17 protein-coding genes are annotated in these 18819 nt (G+C 41.8%); 9 read left to right on the plus strand and 8 right to left on the minus strand.

Features of this window, described 5'->3' with window-relative positions; translation table 11 throughout:
• Positions 1-103 precede the first annotated feature (103 nt).
• The 5 genes from glnA to CWC04_RS14590 all read left to right on the plus strand — a co-directional run bounded on the left by glnA (position 104) and on the right by CWC04_RS14590 (position 5203).
• Complete coding sequence (gene glnA, locus CWC04_RS14570) at positions 104-1510, plus strand: glutamate--ammonia ligase (RefSeq protein ID WP_024031998.1); 1407 nt, start codon at positions 104-106, stop codon at positions 1508-1510.
• Between the two features lie 132 nt (positions 1511-1642).
• Positions 1643-2155, plus strand: coding sequence for a DUF4124 domain-containing protein (locus tag CWC04_RS14575; RefSeq protein WP_138685779.1), 513 nt, complete (start codon positions 1643-1645; stop codon positions 2153-2155).
• Positions 2156-2244: 89 nt separating this feature from the next.
• On the plus strand, positions 2245-3315 hold the full coding sequence (glnL, locus tag CWC04_RS14580) for a nitrogen regulation protein NR(II) (protein WP_004589452.1): 1071 nt from the start codon (positions 2245-2247) through the stop codon (positions 3313-3315).
• Between the two features lie 15 nt (positions 3316-3330).
• Positions 3331-4716 (plus strand): nitrogen regulation protein NR(I), encoded by a 1386-nt coding sequence (gene glnG, locus CWC04_RS14585; protein ID WP_004589451.1) that lies wholly within the window; start codon positions 3331-3333, stop codon positions 4714-4716.
• 28 nt (positions 4717-4744) lie between these two features.
• Positions 4745-5203 carry a cyclic nucleotide-binding domain-containing protein gene (locus tag CWC04_RS14590; RefSeq protein ID WP_004589450.1) on the plus strand — a complete coding sequence of 153 codons (459 nt, stop codon included), beginning with the start codon at positions 4745-4747 and terminating at the stop codon, positions 5201-5203.
• A gap of 9 nt (positions 5204-5212) precedes the next feature.
• Here the strand turns inward: CWC04_RS14590 and CWC04_RS14595 are convergent, their stop codons facing one another.
• Together CWC04_RS14595 and CWC04_RS14600 are read right to left on the minus strand one after the other, a co-directional pair.
• Positions 5213-5878: a hypothetical protein gene (locus CWC04_RS14595; RefSeq protein WP_138685780.1), complete on the minus strand. Its 666-nt coding sequence runs from the start codon at positions 5876-5878 to the stop codon at positions 5213-5215.
• A gap of 81 nt (positions 5879-5959) precedes the next feature.
• Positions 5960-6262 carry a hypothetical protein gene (locus CWC04_RS14600; protein ID WP_126005524.1) on the minus strand — a complete coding sequence of 101 codons (303 nt, stop codon included), beginning with the start codon at positions 6260-6262 and terminating at the stop codon, positions 5960-5962.
• A gap of 269 nt (positions 6263-6531) precedes the next feature.
• Between CWC04_RS14600 and CWC04_RS14605 the strand changes: the two genes are divergently transcribed.
• The 3 genes from CWC04_RS14605 (at position 6532) to acnA (ending at position 10410) form a co-directional block, all read left to right on the plus strand.
• Complete coding sequence (locus CWC04_RS14605; RefSeq protein ID WP_138685791.1) at positions 6532-6915, plus strand: RNA-binding S4 domain-containing protein; 384 nt, start codon at positions 6532-6534, stop codon at positions 6913-6915.
• Between the two features lie 106 nt (positions 6916-7021).
• The gene (locus tag CWC04_RS14610; RefSeq protein ID WP_055255159.1) at positions 7022-7450 is read left to right on the plus strand and encodes a hypothetical protein; all 429 of its coding nucleotides are present in this window, start codon (positions 7022-7024) and stop codon (positions 7448-7450) included.
• Between the two features lie 218 nt (positions 7451-7668).
• Positions 7669-10410, plus strand: coding sequence for an aconitate hydratase AcnA (gene acnA / locus CWC04_RS14615; protein WP_138685781.1), 2742 nt, complete (start codon positions 7669-7671; stop codon positions 10408-10410).
• Positions 10411-10619: 209 nt separating this feature from the next.
• Here the strand turns inward: acnA and CWC04_RS14620 are convergent, their stop codons facing one another.
• The 4 genes from CWC04_RS14620 to CWC04_RS14635 form a co-directional block, all read right to left on the minus strand.
• A complete protein-coding gene (locus CWC04_RS14620) occupies positions 10620-11162 on the minus strand; it encodes a DUF4124 domain-containing protein (RefSeq protein ID WP_138685782.1) in 543 nt (180 codons plus the stop codon).
• Between the two features lie 127 nt (positions 11163-11289).
• A complete protein-coding gene (locus tag CWC04_RS14625; RefSeq protein ID WP_004589442.1) occupies positions 11290-12030 on the minus strand; it encodes a phosphoadenylyl-sulfate reductase in 741 nt (246 codons plus the stop codon).
• 42 nt (positions 12031-12072) lie between these two features.
• Positions 12073-13770: an assimilatory sulfite reductase (NADPH) hemoprotein subunit gene (cysI, locus tag CWC04_RS14630; RefSeq protein ID WP_024031990.1), complete on the minus strand. Its 1698-nt coding sequence runs from the start codon at positions 13768-13770 to the stop codon at positions 12073-12075.
• 60 nt (positions 13771-13830) lie between these two features.
• Positions 13831-15642, minus strand: a complete 1812-nt coding sequence (locus CWC04_RS14635) for an assimilatory sulfite reductase (NADPH) flavoprotein subunit (RefSeq protein WP_126005518.1) — start codon at positions 15640-15642, stop codon at positions 13831-13833.
• 306 nt (positions 15643-15948) lie between these two features.
• On the opposite strand from CWC04_RS14635, the gene CWC04_RS14640 reads away from it, so the two are divergent.
• On the plus strand, positions 15949-17580 hold the full coding sequence (locus CWC04_RS14640; protein WP_138685783.1) for an HNH endonuclease signature motif containing protein: 1632 nt from the start codon (positions 15949-15951) through the stop codon (positions 17578-17580).
• Between the two features lie 30 nt (positions 17581-17610).
• Here the strand turns inward: CWC04_RS14640 and CWC04_RS14645 are convergent, their stop codons facing one another.
• Positions 17611-18207 carry a hypothetical protein gene (locus tag CWC04_RS14645; RefSeq protein ID WP_138685784.1) on the minus strand — a complete coding sequence of 199 codons (597 nt, stop codon included), beginning with the start codon at positions 18205-18207 and terminating at the stop codon, positions 17611-17613.
• Between the two features lie 113 nt (positions 18208-18320).
• Positions 18321-18794, minus strand: coding sequence for a hypothetical protein (locus tag CWC04_RS14650; protein ID WP_138685785.1), 474 nt, complete (start codon positions 18792-18794; stop codon positions 18321-18323).
• Positions 18795-18819 lie beyond the last annotated feature (25 nt).

Consider the following 18819-nt stretch of genomic DNA (forward strand, 5'->3'; position numbering starts at 1 on the left):
TTTAACTTAATAAACAGCAAGTTAAAATAATGGCATAAAATCGGCTTACTAAAAACCAAAGCATTTAATGCAGCAATAATAAAACCCAACAGTTGGAGGACACATGTCACAATCGGTTTTAGATTTTATTAAAGAAAATGACGTTAAGTTCATTGATTTACGCTTTACTGATACTAGAGGTAAAGAACAACATGTTTCTATTCCTCATCACCAAGTAGATGAAGATTTTTTTGAAGACGGCAAAATGTTCGACGGCTCTTCAATTGCAGGTTGGAAAGGCATTAACGAATCAGACATGGTACTTATGCCAGTAGCTGATTCAGTAAAATTAGACCCATTCACAGAAGAAGCTACGCTAATCGTACGTTGTGATGTTGTAGAGCCATCTACACTACAAGGTTACGAGCGTGACCCTCGTTCAGTTGCTAAACGCGCTGAAGAGTACATGAAATCTACCGGTATCGCAGATACAGTTTTATTTGGCCCTGAGCCAGAATTCTTCCTATTTGATGATGTTAAATACAAGTCAGATATGTCAGGTTCTATGTACAAAATTGATGCTGTTGAAGCAGCATGGAACTCTGATAAAGACTACGAAGGTGGTAACACAGGTCATCGCCCAGGTGTTAAAGGTGGTTACTTCCCATGTTCACCAGTTGACTCTTCACAAGATTGGCGTTCAGCTACTTGTTTAGTACTTGAAGAACTAGGCCAAGTAGTAGAAGCGCATCACCACGAAGTTGCAACAGCGGGTCAAAACGAAATCGCAACTCGCTTTAATACAATGGTATTAAAAGCGGATGAAATCCAAGAGATGAAATATGTTATTCATAACATGGCTCACCTTTACGGAAAAACGGCCACATTTATGCCTAAGCCTGTTGTAGGCGATAACGGCTCTGGTATGCACTGTCACCAATCTTTAGCAAAAGACGGTGTTAACCTTTTTGCTGGTGATAAGTACGGTGGTCTTTCTGAAGATGCACTTTACTACATTGGCGGTATTATTAAGCACGCTAAAGCAATCAATGCGTTTGCAAATGCCTCAACTAACTCTTACAAACGTTTAGTACCAGGTTTTGAAGCACCGGTAATGCTTGCATACTCTGCACGTAACCGTTCTGCATCAATCCGTATTCCAGTTGTACCATCTGAAAAAGGTCGTCGTATCGAAGTACGCTTCCCAGATCCAACTGCTAACCCATACCTTGCTTTCTCTGCAATGCTTATGGCTGGCCTTGACGGTATCAAAAACAAGATCCACCCTGGCGATGCTATGGATAAGGATTTATACGATCTACCAGCAGAAGAAGCAGCAGAAATTCCACAAGTTGCATCTTCACTAGATGAAGCGCTAGAAGCACTTAGTGCTGACCGTGAATTCTTAACGCAAGGTGGCGTATTTACTGATGATTTAATCGATGCATACATTGCACTTAAATCTCAAGAAGTTGAAAAACTTAACATGACAACTCACCCAGTTGAGTTTGAAATGTACTACAGCGTTTAATACGCCGTAGACAAAATTATCGATAAGATAATAAATGTGTGTTCTCAAGCCCGCTTAGCGGGCTTTTTTTTATGGTAAATTAGGGTTATCTCCACTAAAGTTATGTAATTACAAAATATGCAGGGTAGCAATGTGAATTACAGGATATTATTACTATTTTTTGCTTTAGGATTAAGCATTTATAGTTATGCAGGCAATAAGAAAATTTATGCTTGGAAAGATAAAAATGGTGTTTTAGTGTTCTCAGATACACCACGTAGTGGCGCGCACGAAATAAAACTAAGCAGCCAAGATCTTACCCTGTCTGAGACCGATAAACACCCCCCTGGTTCACCACAACCAACACACCCTAACCGTTTTCAAATTATGATATCGTCGCCTACACATAACCAAACCGTACGCGAAAACACCGGCTCGGTGTACGTAACAAGCCGCATAACACCGCGTTTTGAAGCTGGCTTTACCATACAGCTATTTTTAAACGGTAACGCTTATGGGCCCGCAAGCGATTTATCAACGTTTGCTATACGGGATGTAGAAAACGGAGCTCATACTTTGTATCTCAAACTTTATAATAAACAAAATCAAGCCATTGCTATCAGTCAGCCCAGTACCTTTGTGATGCAAAGAAAGGCTGTAAACTAAGTACAATGTCTCATGAAGCAAAATTAGCGCAGCAGTATTTACTGATTAAAACTTGCTTGCAAATATTAACGCACTAAAGTGGTGCAAAGATGTCAAACGAACAAAATTTTAGCCCTGAACTTCTCAATGCCATTTGGCAAAATCAAACTACATCGGTCATGTTACTTGATAAAAGTTTTACCCTTGTTTATGCCAACACCAGCACCAGCGAACTACTCGGCTTGGGTAAAAAGCGCATTATTGGGCAAACCTTTAACAGCTTATTTAATTACCATTCTGTGGATTTAGAGCGCATAGCCCAGTACTCACTTGTTGATGGTGTAGATTGCAGCCAGCACAGAGCTGACGTGGTCTTTATAGATTCTCGCCATGCAAAAATAGCCATTACATCGCGCCAAGTTAAGTTTAAAAACGAACGCTATATTTTACTTGAGTGTCGTAAAACCGATGAAGAAATAAAACACGACAAAGCCTCTAACCAAATGCATCAATATCAAGCTGCACGAAATTTAATTAGAGGGCTTGCTCACGAAATTAAAAATCCTTTAGGGGGAATACGCGGAGCGGCGCAGTTATTGCAGTATGAGGTAGATCAACAAGAAAGGGACGAATGCGCTGAGCTTATAATTGAGCAAGCCGACCGATTACGCGAATTAGTTGATAGGCTACTTGGGCCAAATCAGCTTCCGCAAAAGTCGTATGGCAATATTCATCAAACACTTGAGTCGGTTGTTAAATTAAGCACATTAGATAATTGTAAAAATATTAGTCTAGTTAAAGATTACGACCCAAGTATCCCTGATGTGTTTATTGACCAAGGCAAGGTTCAGCAAGTTGTACTTAATATTGTACGCAATGCTCAACAGGCGTTAGTTGATGGCGGTGAAATAAAAATAAAAACCCGCATTAATCATCAGTATCGCCGCCCCGGTAAAGCCCCTAAAAAAGCCTTGTTGATCCAGGTTTCTGATAATGGACCAGGCATAGACCCTAGCGTTCGCGAAACATTGTTTTACCCGATGATCACCAACAAAGAAGGTGGCTCAGGGCTAGGGCTTTCAATCGCACAAACGCTCATAGATCAGCACGACGGTTATATAGACTGCGATAGCTGGCCTGGCCATACTGAATTTAATATCTATCTGCCTTTTGCAGATTAATGTTTTGGAGTTGGCATGAAAACAGTTTGGCTTGTAGATGATGACGCATCAATTCGCTTTGTATTAGAAAAAGCGCTGACACGCGCAGGGTTTGAAGCAGAAAGCTTTGCAAATGCGCAAGACGTGTTAAGCGCGCTAAAATTTAGCCAGCCAACCGTGTTGGTATCTGACGTACGGATGCCAGGCATGGACGGCATGGCATTGCTTGAACTCATAGCTGAGCAAAACCCTGGGCTGCCGGTTATTATAATGACCGCCCACTCAGATTTAGACTCAGCGGTTAACGCATTTCAAAAAGGCGCGTTTGAGTACTTAGCCAAGCCATTTGATTTAAACGAAGCCGTGGCATTAATCGAAAGTGCCTGTAGAGCAAACTCAACTAAAAAAACTAAGCGTAAACAAGTTCCGCCTAAAAGTGCCCATATTATTGGCGAAGCCCCTGCGATGCAGGAAGTGTTTAGAGCGATAGGTAAACTGTCGGCTTCAAGTATGAGCGTACTAATTAATGGTGAGTCAGGCACAGGTAAAGAGCTTGTAGCCAGTGCCTTACATAACCACAGCCCACGTAAAGAAAACCAGTTTATTGCATTAAACATGGCCGCTATTCCAAAAGAGCTTGTAGAGTCTGAGTTATTTGGCCATGAAAAAGGCGCATTTACTGGTGCCGATAGCGTTCGTAAAGGCCGCTTTGAACAAGCCAATGGCGGCACACTGTTTTTAGATGAAATTGGCGATATGCCACTGGATGTGCAAACACGTTTATTACGTGTACTCGCCGATGGTGAGTTTTACCGTGTGGGAGGGCACCAAAGTATTAAAGTTGATGTACGCATTATTGCTGCAACGCATCAAAATTTAGAAGATTTAGTAAAACAGGGTAAATTTAGGGACGATTTATTTCATCGTTTAAACGTTGTGCGCCTTCGTTTACCGGCTCTTAGAGAAAGAACTGAAGACATTGAACGCCTAGCACAGCACTTTTTACACAAAAGCGCAAAAGATCTACAAGTAGAAAGTAAAGTGCTAAGCCCAAAAGCCACAGAGCAGCTTAGGCTATTTAGCTGGCCTGGTAATGTTCGCCAGCTTGAAAACACCTGTCGCTGGTTGACCGTTATGGCCCCTGGTGAATTAGTAAGTGAGCAAGACCTACCACCAGAGATCATTGATGCAGCGCCTGTTCAACAAGAAGGTGATTGGCTTGATGCGTTTCAGCAATGGCTCAATCAAGAGCTTAAGCAAGGTAAAGAAAACATTTGGCCTGATATTCAAGCTCAGCTTGAAACTCGCCTTATAAAAACAGCACTGGCTAATTGCTCTGGCCATAAACAAGATGCAGCCATAAAAATTGGCTGGGGGCGCAACACGTTGACCCGCAAATTAAAAGAGCGCAATATTAGCTAGCTTCTAACCGTTACTCGTTGGCCCTAGGATGAAATTAATAGAACACATTCCATTATTTAAACAAATGGAAATAGTGAATAGATTGCACTTTTTTAAAGACTTCACCCTTGCTGAACGCCAAGTGCTACTAGAGTCGTTTGGGTTATTGTATTTAGTTAACCAGCATCAGTTTTTATTTAAACAATACGATAACGACAAACGCTTATACATTGTATTAAGTGGTGCGTTACTTGTTTTTAAACATAACCACTTGCTGGAGCTTGGCACTATAGAGCCCGGTGAGTTTATTGGTGAAGGCGCATTTATTAATAACCGCGAGCGCAGTACGAGCGCTCGCGCTAAAACCGACACCATAGTACTTGCCATAACCCCAGAGGCACTGACCCGCTTGCCTAATGTAATACGCGAAAAAATTAAAGATAGAATCATAGAAGGTATGAGCCTGCGCATTGCAAAGCTGAGTGAGCACATAGAAACCCACGGTTAACTCTATCCCTCAGTCCATATAAACAATTTGTAGTGAGCAATCAAGCCAGCTGGGGAGATTAACATGCGCCGTAAATGTATACGTATCGGATGGCTTAGCGCCAAAAGGCGTCGTTACAAGCGGCTGTGAGTGGCTATATGTTTGCGAGTAGGTTTTATAATAAATAACAACATAACTATATAAAAACTCCCAACCTAACCTTACAACAGCGCCACTGGGTAAGGTAAAGTCAGCATATTTATCTGTAATTGTGACGAGTAAATCATTGTACTTGTCTTCGCTGCATTGAGTTGTTCGTAACTTTTTAGGCATAACAAAGGTTGACCCCGCCACTGCATTTTTTAGATAAAAGCCTATATTGCCATCACCATAAAAGTGATTTGATCGTGTGGTGTAGTTAATTTCGGGCTGATAACCTAGCTCTTGCATAATAATAGCTAACTGCTCAGTTTCTTTTGGGTAAATTTTATCGCTTGATAAGAGTAATGTAGCCTCACCAAAGGTAGATGGGATTTCTAGCGCTACGTATTCATAAGGAAGATTTTGTGCTTTTAGCGCAGCATCGAGCTGCTTGCGCTGCTCATCTTGCAAGTTTTCACTAAAAACATAAACGGTAGGTTGTTGGCACGCAGTTAATAATAGTGCCCACATACAGATTAAAATGCGATTTTTCATAGCGACCCCCAATGATTACAACTGTAGCCTATTGGAGGTAACTATCTATAGCAACTTAATACTCATGTGCTTAATTAAGTATTATTGTACGTTGGTATAATTTGTTTGGCTGTCTAACCAAGCATCTACACTTTGGCGTGTATATAAAACTTCATTAAATAAGCGATGACGTTCAAATTCCAGTTTTGATTTTTTAAGTGTATCGCCACTAATTAGCCGACTGTGCGTATCGTTAAACTTAGAAATAACCGAAAAGCCACGTTCATCTTGCTCTTTTTGTGTTTTTACCGAGTTAGCTAAGTGAGCTCTTACATCATCTGCTGTCAGCATATCTGAATTATCTAAGCCCATTAGCTCTTTTTTCATTGCTAATCTTATGCCCATTTACTGCTCCAATTATATGCAGACCTAAACAATTAAAACGGTGAAATAATTACCATGTTTTAGGTACGATTTTTTATTTGCCAAAGCAATAGCAAATAGCACACCAAATTTTTGCTAGAGCATACGCATCAAATGCTGCAGTTTTTTTAAAGTTGAAAAAAGTTTTATATTTATCACTCTTTTTTATCCCACTCGGGCGAGCTTGCTAGGTGCAAAAAACAGTGCAAGCCTTTATACTTGCTGCTTATGCGCCACCAACAGAGATAACCATGTCAGAAGAATACATTGAAATTGAACTTGAAGAAGAACCTATAGAGCTTTGTAAATTACTAAAAGTACTCGATTTAGTAGAAGGTGGCGGCCAAGCTAAAAACCTAATAGCGCAAGGCTATGTTGGGGTTAACCATGAAATATGTACAATAAAACGGAAAAAATTATACAGTGGCGATGTACTTGAATTTGATGGCGAGCTTTTTCAACTCACTTTAAGTGAAGATGCGACTCCTGTAGAGCGCCCAGTGGTAACAACCCAGCCACAGCCAGAAAAAACACCTAATGAAACAGCTCAAAAGCCGGCAAAAAATAAAAGAAAGCGCTCTAAAAAGCCAAAGGTTGATGAAAACACAGGGCGCCGCCCTATCTCATTTGGCTAGCCCTTAGCGCTTTGTGCCATTTTATTATATGTATAGGCTGGCTTGAACAGTTAGCCTTTTTGCTCTTTAATTACCTCGTAAAATACAATAAAAACAAGGTAATAATATGACAACCTCAGCTACACCCAATTGGTTTAAACCCGCCCTGTGGGCAGCACTTATCTGGAATTTATTAGGTGTGTTTGCATTTATAATGCACCTTATGATGACCCCCGAGATGATAAGTAAACTTCCGTTAGATCAACAAGCTGCATATTCAAACGTGCCTTTATGGTCTACCATTGCGTTTGCTGTAGCGGTATTTGGTGGCACCCTTGGCTGCATACTACTATTGGCCAAAAATGCACTTGCAACGCCTACCTTTGCGCTATCGTTAGTAGCGATATTTATTCAGCAATTTTATAATTTCATTGTGATAAATAGCATTAAAATGCTGGGGGTAAGCGCGGTGTTTATGCCTATTTTAGTGATTGTTATTGCGTTTTTGCTTTTATATTTAAGTATAAAAAGCAAACAACAAGGTTGGTTGAACTAACTTTCCCCCCTTTTGTAAACTCATTATTTTGCTACTTGAAAAAACAATTTTAGGTAGCACTTCTATACTTAGTACTGTCTAAAAAACATGCATTGCGCTACCTGCTTTTTAGCCTGATTTGTCATATTTATTATCTCTGGTATGCACTTTGCAAACTATTGGCAAATAAACACGTTATTTTATCAAGGACATAATCCTAACTATCAAAGGGGCAAAAAATGAATAGTTTCGACACCCAACAACAATTAACGATTAATGGCGAGCAATACCATATTCACTCACTTAAAGGATTAGGCGACAAAGCAAAGCGATTGCCCTTTTCTCTCAAAGTATTACTAGAAAACCTGTTACGCAATGAAGATGGCGTAAATATTAAAGAACAAGACATTCAAGCCCTTCTTAACTGGGACCCTAAAGCAAAGCCCTCAGCTGAGGTGGCCTTTACGCCGGCACGTGTGGTAATGCAAGACTTTACAGGTGTTCCCGCCATTGTTGATTTAGCTGCCATGCGTGATGCAATGGAAAAGCTAGGTGGCGATCCTGCAAAAATAAACCCGCTTTCTCCTGCTGAACTTGTAATTGACCACTCAGTACAAGTAGATGGCTACGGTGACGACGGTGCGTTTGATTTAAATGCCAAGCTAGAATACGAACGAAATAAAGAACGCTACGAGTTTTTACGCTGGGGGCAAACTGCTTTTGATAATTTAAAAGTAGTGCCACCAGCTACAGGTATTGTGCACCAAGTAAACTTAGAGTTTTTAGCGCGTGTTGTTTTTAACGACAGTGAAAACGGAAAATCAATAGCCTACCCAGACACCCTCGTAGGGACTGATTCGCACACCACCATGATTAATGGTTTAGGTGTGTTAGGCTGGGGCGTAGGTGGTATTGAAGCCGAAGCAGCCATGCTTGGGCAACCAATTAGCTTGCTTATTCCTCAGGTAGTGGGCTTTAAATTAAATGGCCGCTTACCCGAGGGCACCACAGCTACCGATTTAGTGCTCACCGTTACCGAAATGCTACGTAATCACGGAGTAGTGGGTAAATTTGTTGAGTTTTATGGTGACGGCCTAGCTGATTTACCGCTAGCCGATAGAGCAACCATTGCCAACATGGCGCCAGAGTACGGTGCAACATGTGGTATTTTCCCCATTGATGATGAAACAATTAACTACCTGCGTTTAACGAACCGCGATGAAGATCACCTCAAACTGATTGAAGACTACGCTAAACACCAAGGCTTATGGCGTCATGAAGGCGACGAAGCGCATTACACAGACACCCTTGAGCTTAAATTAGACGACGTAGTGCCTAGCCTTGCAGGTCCAAAACGCCCACAAGACAGAATTACACTTGATAAAGCCGGTGATGTGATAGGCCAGCACCTAAAAGGTTTCCAAGATGAGCGTATGGCTCGTCGTGATAAAAGCGATATTGAAGAAGCGCGCATTGAAAGTGAAGGCCCAACAACCAACCCTGATGAACCGGTAGACGAAGCGCAGTTTATGGGTGCAGCCAAAGTGAAGTTTAAAGGCCAAGAATTTGAACTAAACGATGGCGCCTGTGTTATTGCCGCTATTACAAGCTGTACAAATACCTCTAACCCCAGTGTTATTTTAGCCGCAGGCTTAGTGGCTCAAAAAGCCAAACAGCTGGGTATTAATGTAAAACCGTGGGTTAAAACATCGCTTGCACCCGGTTCGCAAGTGGTAACCGACTACCTTGAAAAAGCAGGCCTAATGGATGACCTAGAAAGCTTAGGCTTTAACTTGGTCGGTTATGGTTGTACCACGTGTATAGGTAACTCAGGCCCGCTTGCAGATGAAATTAGCGAAGCTATTCAAAAGCACAAGCTAGTTGTAAGCTCTATTTTATCGGGTAACCGTAATTTTGAAGGGCGTATACACCAAGACGTTAAAATGAACTTTTTAGCCTCGCCTCCACTTGTGGTAGCGTATGCTATTGCAGGGCGTACAGACATAGATGTATACAACGAGCCATTAGCGCAAGATGAAAACGGTAACGATATTTACCTGAAAAATATTTGGCCAAGCGTGAGCGAAGTCAGCGAACTAGTACAAAAAACGGTAACCAGAGAAATGTTCGAAAAAAGCTATGCCAACGTATACGAAGGCGACAGCCGTTGGCAAAAAATCCAAATTCCTGATGGTAAGCTCTATGATTGGGATGATGGGTCAACTTACATTAAAAAAGCACCATTCTTTGAGGGCATGAGCGTTGAACCACCAGGCGTGCCAACAATTGAAGGGGCGCGTTGTTTAGCTAAACTTGGCGACTCAGTAACCACTGACCATATTTCTCCTGCGGGGGCCATTAAAGCTGAAGCGCCAGCCGGTATTTACTTACAGGAAAAAGGCGTAGAAAAAGCGCAGTTTAACTCGTACGGTTCACGCCGTGGTAACCACGAAGTGATGATGCGAGGCACATTTGCTAACGTTAGGCTTAAAAACTTACTCGCACCAGGTACAGAAGGTGGCGTTACTCGCACCCAACCTGATGACAAGCTTGCCAGCATTTACGATGCCGCAATGGAATATGAAAAGAGTAACACACCATTAATTGTGTTAGCTGGTAAAGAATACGGTACCGGTTCATCACGCGACTGGGCAGCAAAAGGCTCACTTTTATTAGGTGTAAAAGCGGTGGTTGCACAAAGTTATGAGCGTATTCACCGCTCTAACCTTATTGGTATGGGTGTGCTGCCTTTACAGTTTAAAGAAGGTGAGAGCCACGAATCATTAAATTTAACTGGCCAAGAGCAGTTTGATATTGAAGGTTTGTACGACAAAACGAATGAAGTGAGTATTATTGCCACGAATGCTGAGGGCAAAAAAGTCAGCTTTAGCGCCGATGTACGCATAGATACCCCTAAAGAGTGGGATTACTACAAGCACGGCGGTATTCTACAATACGTTTTACGTAACATGCTCGACTAATCATATACTTAAAACTAAAAAGCCTAGCAGTCGCTAGGCTTTTTTATGCGCTAAATAATTAACGAGTATTGCAACTTGGTATTGCTTTTAACTGGTTATAAGCCCTTAGCATAACGAAGGCGCAGTAACTCAGCTCACTAATTACAAACCCCGCACGATTAAAACCCCTCATATTGAGTAAGCTTTAATGCTAAGCGCACAATAAAAATTTAGTACCCACCTATACTTTGCATCTCTTTACTGCGCTGCTCTAATTTTTGCTTTGCCTTTTCGGCATCTTCAAACAGTTTTTGAATAGATTCAGCGTTGTAAACGGTTGGTGTAGGTGATTGAATACTCTTTTTTGAGGTACTTGCACTGCTACTCAAAATTGAGGTGTCTTCTGCAGCTACAACAGTGACATCACGGGCATCAAGTTTTACCTCAATACTTTTGCCATCTGCATTAGGCGTATCTGAAAAATGCCATTGGCCGTTTTTATCTTGCCACTTATAAATTTTGCTACCGGGTTTAATTGTCGCCGCATCATTGTTTACACTCTGCGCAATTTTATCGCCTGCTTGTTTTGCGCCTTGCACTGCCTGATTAAGCGTATTTGTAGATAACGCGACCATTTTTTCTTTAATTTTGTGAGATTCAGCACTAATAGATGAACTAGAAAGCCATGTTTGGCCATCTGGCTTTTTTAGGTAAAACAAAGAGATAACAGCAATGATCATGACTGATATTGCCAAGTAGGTGAAGTATTTCATAGCGTTCCTGCTTAAAAATGAATCCTTGAAAGGCAAGTCTAATAAAAAATACTTAATCAGGCAATTTTTTTGCAATAAAAAACGCAACCTAAGTTGCGTTTAAATAGTTGTTTAGCATTCGCTTTTTTTAAATACCATCGCCGTCAATATGCAGTCCGCATTCGCGGTTTAAACCAAAAAAGCGCGTTTCTTCTTCGCTCATACCTGGCTCAAGTTTACGCGTAGTATGCACATCACCCATCGACACATAACCTTGCTCCCATAATGGGTGGTAAGGTAAATCATGCTTGGTAAGGTATTGATATACATCGCGGTTTGACCATTCAATAATCGGGTACACTTTTACCGTACCTCGGCTTATCTCAACAAACTGTTTATCTGCACGGGTCGATGATTGGTCACGGCGCAGGCCACTAAACCAAGTACCGGCACCTATTTCTTTTAATGCGCGGGTCATGGGCTCTACTTTATTAAGCTGATTATATTGCTTAATACCGTCCTCGCCTTGTTCCCATAATTTACCATATTTAGCTTCTTGCCATGCAGGGCTTAGCTCAGCTTTATACACCTGTAAATTAAGTGATAGGCGCGCTGTCATTTGCTCAATAAACTGATACGTTTCTGGAAATAAATAACCCGTATCGGTTAATACCACAGGAATATCAGGACGCTGAGATGTTACTAAATGCAGCATGACCGCCGCTTGAATACCAAAGCTTGATGATAAAAAAGCTGTATCGGGTAAGTTCTCTAGTGCCCATGCAACACGCTGCTCCGCACTCATTGGTGCAAGTATGCCGTTTGCATCTGCAAGCAATGCCGCTTGGCTTTGCTTATCAAGCTGTAATATGTTTTTAAATTCACTCATGGTCAATTTTAAACCTCACCCACGCTCCGCGTGGGTATTTAATTAAGCGTGAAAATCGGTTACTGATACTTTTACTTCAGCAACAATGCCTTTGCGAATTACAAAGTCACCAAAACATTCACCGTCGTTTCGCTCACTTGCCCACTGGCCAATTAGCTTATCAAACGCGTCTAGGTAAACATCTTCACCTACGTTTTCTAGGTACAGTTTAGGAATGCGTGTACCTTCTAAATTACCGCCTAGGTAAACGTTGTATTTACCAGGGCCTTTACCTACTAAACCAGCTTCTGCAAGCATTGCGCGGCCACAACCGTTAGGACAACCTACAACACGCATAATAATGCTGTCATCAGGTATGCCATGCTTAGCAAGTAGTGCTTCGGTTTTTTCAATTAAGCTTGGTAAGTAACGCTCAGCTTCGGCCATAGCAAGCGGACACGTTGGCAATGCTACACACGCCATTGAGTTTTTACGTTGCTCAGTGTCTTTGTCATCAATTAGACCGTGGTTACGGGCAATTTCTTCAATGACTGCTTTTTGATCGGCAGGCACACCGGCAATAATTAAGTTTTGGTTAGCCGTCATGCGCATATCGCCTTGGTGCACTTCTGCAATTTTACGACAACCTGTTTTTAATGGCTTACCTGGGTAGTCTAAAATACGGCCGCTTTGTATAAATAGCGTAAGGTGGTGCTTGCCATCAATGCCTTCTACCCAACCGATACGATCGCCACGGTGAGTAAACTCATAAGGGCGGCTTGGTGCAAAGCTTACACCGGCACGTTTTTCTACTTCGGCTTTAAATACGTCAGACCCAACACGGTCTAGTGTGTATTTAGTTTTTGCATTTTTACGGTTAGAACGGTTACCCCAATCGCGCTGCACTGATACAACGTGCTCAGCAATTTTTAAGGTGTCTTCTAGAGCAATAAAACCAAAGTCGTCAGCTTTGCGCGGATACGTAGCCGTATCACCGTGGGTCATAGCTAGGCCACCACCTACAAGTACGTTAAAGCCAACAAGCTTGCCATCTTCAGCAATAGCAACAAAGTTTAAGTCATTCGCATGCACATCAACTTCGTTGTTAGGCGGAATAGTAACCGTGGTTTTAAACTTACGCGGTAAGTAGTTAGAACCTAAAATTGGCTCTTCTGTGGTTTCTGCTTTTTCGCCATTTAACCAAATTTCAGCGTATGCTTTCGTTTTTGGAAGTAAATGCTCAGAAATTTTTGCAGCCCACTCATACGCTTCTTGATGTAACTCTGACTCAACAGGGTTAGTCGTACATAGTACGTTACGGTTTACATCGCCTGCGGTGGCAATAGAGTCAATGCCAACGCTATTAAGCATTTGGTGCATGCCTTTAATATTTGGCTTTAATACACCATGAAATTGAAACGTTTGACGTGTTGTTAAACGAATACTGCCGTAGCTTGTTTTTTCATCGGCAAATTTATCAATTGCTAGCCATTGCTCAGGCTTGATAATACCGCCAGGCATACGTGCACGTAGCATTACATTGTGCAGCGGCTCTAGCTTTTGCTTTGCACGCTCAGGGCGTATATCGCGGTCATCTTGCTGGTACATACCGTGAAAACGTATAAGTTGGAAGTTATCGGCTGTAAAACCACCGGTAATTTCATCTTTTAAATCTTGCTCTATGGTGCCACGTAAAAAGTTACTTTCTCTTTTCAAACGTTCGTTATCAGAAAGTTTTACGTTTTTATCTTGTTCGCTCATTTTAAATCCTAAATTTGTTACAGTGACGGCTGCTAGCTGTTAATAAAATAAGAAACGTGATTAATACACGTCTTTCTGATAGCGGTTAGCGCTACGTAAGTCTTTTAAATATTGCTCTGCGTCTTCGTAGCTTTTACCGGTGTTTTCGCTGATGATATCAACTAAGGCGTTGTGTACATCTTTTGCCATGCGGTTTGCATCACCACACACATAAAAATGCGCACCTGCTTCTAGCCACTCAAAAATTTCTTTTGAGTTTTTGCGTAGTTTGTCTTGTACGTATACTTTTTCGGCTTGGTCACGGCTAAATGCAACGTCAACTTTGCTTAATAGGCCTGATTTTAAATAACCCTGAATTTCTACTTGATACAAGAAGTCTTGAGTAAAGTGTGGGTTACCGAAAAACAGCCAATTTTTGCCTTGTGCTTCTCGCGAGTCACGCTCTTGTAAAAATGCACGGAATGGCGCAATACCGGTACCTGGGCCAACCATAATAATGGGGGTATTATCATCGCTAGGTAAACGGAAGTTGTCGTTGTGCTCACTAAATACTTTAACTTTACACCCTTCTTCAGCACGGCGTGCTAAATAACCAGAGCAGCCACCTAAATGTTCGCTGCCAAAGGCGTCAAACTCAACTAAACCTACCGTTAAGTGCACTTCCTCTTCAACCTCGCTTTGGCTTGAAGCGATTGAGTATAAGCGCGCTTGTAGTTTACGTAGGCAATCTACTAAGGTTTGTGCATCTATTTTTGCAGGATTTTGTGCCACTACATCAAAAATTTGACGAGGCTCAATGTACTCACGCATAGCGGCTTTATCTTCTACAAGCTTTAGTAGCTCTGGCGTGCCCGTTGCAACTGCGTATTTTTCTACAAAGCCTGGGTACGACTGAGTAAGCTCTAATTTTTCGATTAATGCATCGCGAATAGGCAATGACTCTTCGCCCACTTTTACAAGTGTGCTTGAATCGATTTGCGTGTGTATTAGTAGCTCATCTACGCGGGCTTCATCATTTAAAAAGTACACGCCTAATGAATCACCAGGTAAGTAGGTGATGTCTGAGCCTTCAAGCGAAATCTCAACATGGCGTACATCTTTAGTAGAATCGCGCCCTGTAATTTTTTGTACGGTAACAAGCTCTGCCGCAAATGGGTTTTGCTTAGTGTATTGACTTGCTGCCGCTGTTGGCGCGCCAAATGGCATTGATACAACTTGGCCGCCCGCAGCATCTTGCTGCGCTTTTAAATCAGGTTCGAATGCATCAAGTGCACCGGTGATCCAAGTGGCTGCTTCATCATCGTAATCAACATCTAGGTCGGCACGTTGGAAAATAGTTTCTGCGCCAAGTTTGTTTAAACGCTCTTCAAAGTCTTTTGCTGTTTGGCAGAAAAACTCATAGCTAGAGTCACCTAAACCCAGTACCGCGACTTTAACGCCATCTAACTTAGGAGCTTTTTTGGTAGTTAAAAATTCATACAGTGTTTCAGCATCTTCAGGTGGTTCACCCTCACCGTAGGTAGATACAACAACGGTTAAAAACTTTTCTTTTTTCAGGGCTGTAGGTTTGTAGTCAGACATGCTCACAAGTTTTACAGCTAAACCGCGCGACTCTGCTTGCTCTTTAAGCTTAGTCGCCACACCTTTTGCATTACCTGTTTGCGAACCATACAAAATAGTAAGTGGCGCAGCATCGCTTGCAGCCGCTGTAGGCGCTTGCCCACCAAGAGCCGCAGAATTAGCATTTGCAGCTAAGTAACCACTTACCCACGCTTGCTGAATTGGATTAAGTTCTGCTACTAAGCCTTGCAGCTTTTGTACTTGCTCTTGCGATAGCGGGCTTGCCGCTGCGTTAAGTTGACCTAACAACATGAATTTGTTCCCCATAACCCTGAAAATTACATACAGCCCACATGATGCGCTGTTCAAAATGAGTTTTACCTCACCCAGAGTAACTCTGCTGAGGTTTTATTAGTGTGCAGGATAGCGGGCTATGCGGTGAGAAAAAAAGAATAGAATCTGCTTTGTTATTCCATTTAGTTATTAATTTATATAAAGACCTTCAAAAACAGCTTAAAGGCTGATTATTGCTATTTTATTAATTTTGTATTTAACAAATTTGTAACCTTGTGCAGATAGTGTATGTTATTTACTCAACTATAAAAAATAGGAACAATCATGTCACACGGGACATACAAAAATAAGTTACTTAGCACGGCATTACTAATTGCCGCCACCCCAGCAATGGCCAATGTCGCAAATGGCGGCTTTGAGCAGTGGACAGGCAATACGCCTGACGCGTGGACCACAATTGATAGCGGTATTAATGTATCGCGCTCAACCAGTATCGTAAATAACGCAAACAGCGCGGCGGCTATCAATGTGACCACCGGCTCGCAAAGCAATACCGACTTATTACAACAAGTTAGTGTGGAGGCGGGCAAAACATATGATTTCTCAGTGGATGTATATCACACTGAAGGAAGCATAAGCGCCCGCCTGTATGTAGATGGCTACCAAGGGTACTCTAGCCAAGCGCAAACTAACCAGTGGCAAACAATTAGCCACAGTTATACGCCTAGCAGTAATAAAACCATTAATGTTGGTTTACGTTTTTACGATATGAGCGGCTTTGATGGCAATGAAACCGTTTATGTAGATAATTTTTTGCCTAATACAGACGGCGGCGCTACAGGCAGCTGTAACGACCATAGCCTTACTTTAACACTTAATACCGATAACTACGGCAGCGAAACCAGCTGGTTGTTTAACAACAGCCAAGGTAGCAGCATAGCCAGTGGTAGTGGTTATGCCTCTAACACACAATATAATGAGCAACTCTGTTTAACTGATGGCGCATACACCCTCGTTATAAGTGACAGCTATGGCGACGGTATGTGCTGTAACGTAGGTAATGGTAATTATGCGCTCACTCAAGGCAGCACCACACTTGCCAGTGGCGCAAGTTTTAATAACACAGATAGTACAACTTTTGAATTAGGCGATAGCTCTGGTGGTGATACTGGCGGTGGCACTAACCCAACACCAACAGGTTATTACGTAACAACTCAGGGTTTATCTGGCTATGCATTAAAAACTGAGCTTTATAACATTATCAAAAATCACAGCTCGCAAGGTTACTCGGCTATTTGGAACTTTTACGATTCTTCAGCACGCGATAAATACTTTGAAAACGATAACAGTATTTTAGATATGTATAGCGAAAAGCCAAATGGTAGCGACAGTTATACTTACACCGCGGTGAGCGATCAGTGCGGTACTTATAACAGTGAAGCAGATTGCTATAACCGCGAGCATTCGTTCCCTAAAAGCTGGTTTGGCGGCACAAATGAGCCAATGAATTCAGACGTGCACCACATTTATGCAACCGACGGTTATGTAAACTCAAAACGTAGTAACTACCCATTTGGTGAAGTGGCTAGCGCATCATTTACATCAACAAACGGTAGTAAAGTCGGTTCAGCAGCAAGCTCTATTAATTACTCAGGTACGGTGTTTGAGCCAATTGATGAGTTTAAAGGTGACTTTGCCCGCGCTTATTTTTACATGGCAACCCGCTACGAGAATGTAATAGGCTCGTGGCAAAATAACACAACTGCCAGTAATGCAGTCCTTAATGGCACAAGCAATCAAGTATTCGAAAACTGGGTGGTAGCTATGCTACTTAACTGGCATAACGCCGACCCTGTTAGCCAAATGGAACTTGACCGTAACCAAGCAGCTTATGAGTTTCAAGGTAATCGTAACCCGTATATCGATCACCCTGAATTTGTTGAGATGATTTGGTAATAGCTTGGTTATAACTTTTTAGCCCCAGCATTAAATGGGGCTTTTTAATAACTGTACTTTTTGTTTGGCAATAAGTGACGCTACATACTGCTTTTCTAAATCCCACGGATGACGCTTCCAGCCCTTAAAACCAAAACCGATAATATACACCTGTGCTTGCTGCTTTAAAAAGTGCTCAATGGCTAACATTCCCGAACTGGGTGTTTTAGCTTTAAAAGCAGGTTTGCCAAACGTATATAAGTGTTTTAATAATGCTGTTTTATCGTGCTGGGCGATTCGACTCACGTTTGCATGCGGGCTATATTTACGTATTATTTCATCGCCATGGTCAATACAGCCCCTGCGGTTAATTAGCTTATAAAAAGGTTGAGTAAATAAGTTAGGTGTTGGGTCAGTGATCATGACATTTTTCAGCTGCGTTATATCTATATCTGGAAACGCTGCGCAGAGTATTGCGCCTTGCTTACCTCGTCCTACTAGCCATAAATCAGTACATTTACGGCCTAAGTATGCAGGCATGTTTGCACACATATTAAAGCGCACCACTCTATCAAAGCTGTTTAGGGCTTTACTTACATCCTTTTCGACGGGGCCATTACCTATAATTAACACTGTTTGCTTAGCCATACTACGCTCCTTGTACCTTTATTAGCGCATACTAACGTGCCCGCCACACTTTACCAGCAAACTTATATTAAACTTTTTTTGCAGCCACACACTGTACGGTAAATTAACAGGCGTTACTTTTGATTTAAGGCCTGCTCTGCACGCTCTATTGATTCGTAGCGTTTACCTGTAATTTTTATCAGCCATACTTTATCTGTAAAGGTGCGGCTTAAATACACTGTTTGCCCATTTGGGATTTGCGGCATAAAGGAAGAAATAGATTCCCACTTGCCATCAACCTGCTCTTTTAGCTTCAAACTAGCGTTAAAGTGCGACCCCTCTGCGTTAGGCTTTACTTCAAGCGCCGTCATTTGCGTATCATCACCAATTTCTATCATTGCACTTTTATTTAATAGCGTGAGTAGCTGAGGTTGATGCGTAGGGCTTAGATTTTTTAAAGCCTGCTCTATTTTACTATCTACGGTAATCTCATTCTGTAATTTATAAATACTGGCCTTAATTGCAAAAACAGGCTCTGCGTAACTGGGGTTTATAAAAAACAGTGAACTGATAAGCACTAAAATAGCGCTAGTAAATTTATTCGACATATTATATCTCCTTATTAAAATCGAA

The sequence above is a fragment of the Pseudoalteromonas sp. S2893 genome (assembly GCF_005887105.1).
Classification (GTDB): Bacteria; Pseudomonadota; Gammaproteobacteria; order Enterobacterales; family Alteromonadaceae; genus Pseudoalteromonas; species Pseudoalteromonas atlantica.

Excerpts from the sequence above, each read along its gene's own strand:
- glnA (WP_024031998.1), top strand. The coding sequence starts at position 104 with ATGTCACAATCGGTTTTAGATTTTATTAAAGAAAATGACGTTAAGTTC.
- glnL (WP_004589452.1), top strand. The coding sequence starts at position 2,245 with ATGTCAAACGAACAAAATTTTAGCCCTGAACTTCTCAATGCCATTTGG.
- glnG (WP_004589451.1), top strand. The coding sequence starts at position 3,331 with ATGAAAACAGTTTGGCTTGTAGATGATGACGCATCAATTCGCTTTGTA.
- CWC04_RS14590 (WP_004589450.1), top strand. The coding sequence starts at position 4,745 with ATGAAATTAATAGAACACATTCCATTATTTAAACAAATGGAAATAGTG.
- CWC04_RS14595 (WP_138685780.1), bottom strand. The coding sequence starts at position 5,878 with ATGAAAAATCGCATTTTAATCTGTATGTGGGCACTATTATTAACTGCG.
- CWC04_RS14600 (WP_126005524.1), bottom strand. The coding sequence starts at position 6,262 with ATGGGCATAAGATTAGCAATGAAAAAAGAGCTAATGGGCTTAGATAAT.
- CWC04_RS14605 (WP_138685791.1), top strand. The coding sequence starts at position 6,532 with ATGTCAGAAGAATACATTGAAATTGAACTTGAAGAAGAACCTATAGAG.
- CWC04_RS14610 (WP_055255159.1), top strand. The coding sequence starts at position 7,022 with ATGACAACCTCAGCTACACCCAATTGGTTTAAACCCGCCCTGTGGGCA.
- acnA (WP_138685781.1), top strand. The coding sequence starts at position 7,669 with ATGAATAGTTTCGACACCCAACAACAATTAACGATTAATGGCGAGCAA.
- CWC04_RS14620 (WP_138685782.1), bottom strand. The coding sequence starts at position 11,162 with ATGAAATACTTCACCTACTTGGCAATATCAGTCATGATCATTGCTGTT.
- CWC04_RS14625 (WP_004589442.1), bottom strand. The coding sequence starts at position 12,030 with ATGAGTGAATTTAAAAACATATTACAGCTTGATAAGCAAAGCCAAGCG.
- cysI (WP_024031990.1), bottom strand. The coding sequence starts at position 13,770 with ATGAGCGAACAAGATAAAAACGTAAAACTTTCTGATAACGAACGTTTG.
- CWC04_RS14635 (WP_126005518.1), bottom strand. The coding sequence starts at position 15,642 with ATGTTGTTAGGTCAACTTAACGCAGCGGCAAGCCCGCTATCGCAAGAG.
- CWC04_RS14640 (WP_138685783.1), top strand. The coding sequence starts at position 15,949 with ATGTCACACGGGACATACAAAAATAAGTTACTTAGCACGGCATTACTA.
- CWC04_RS14645 (WP_138685784.1), bottom strand. The coding sequence starts at position 18,207 with ATGGCTAAGCAAACAGTGTTAATTATAGGTAATGGCCCCGTCGAAAAG.
- CWC04_RS14650 (WP_138685785.1), bottom strand. The coding sequence starts at position 18,794 with ATGTCGAATAAATTTACTAGCGCTATTTTAGTGCTTATCAGTTCACTG.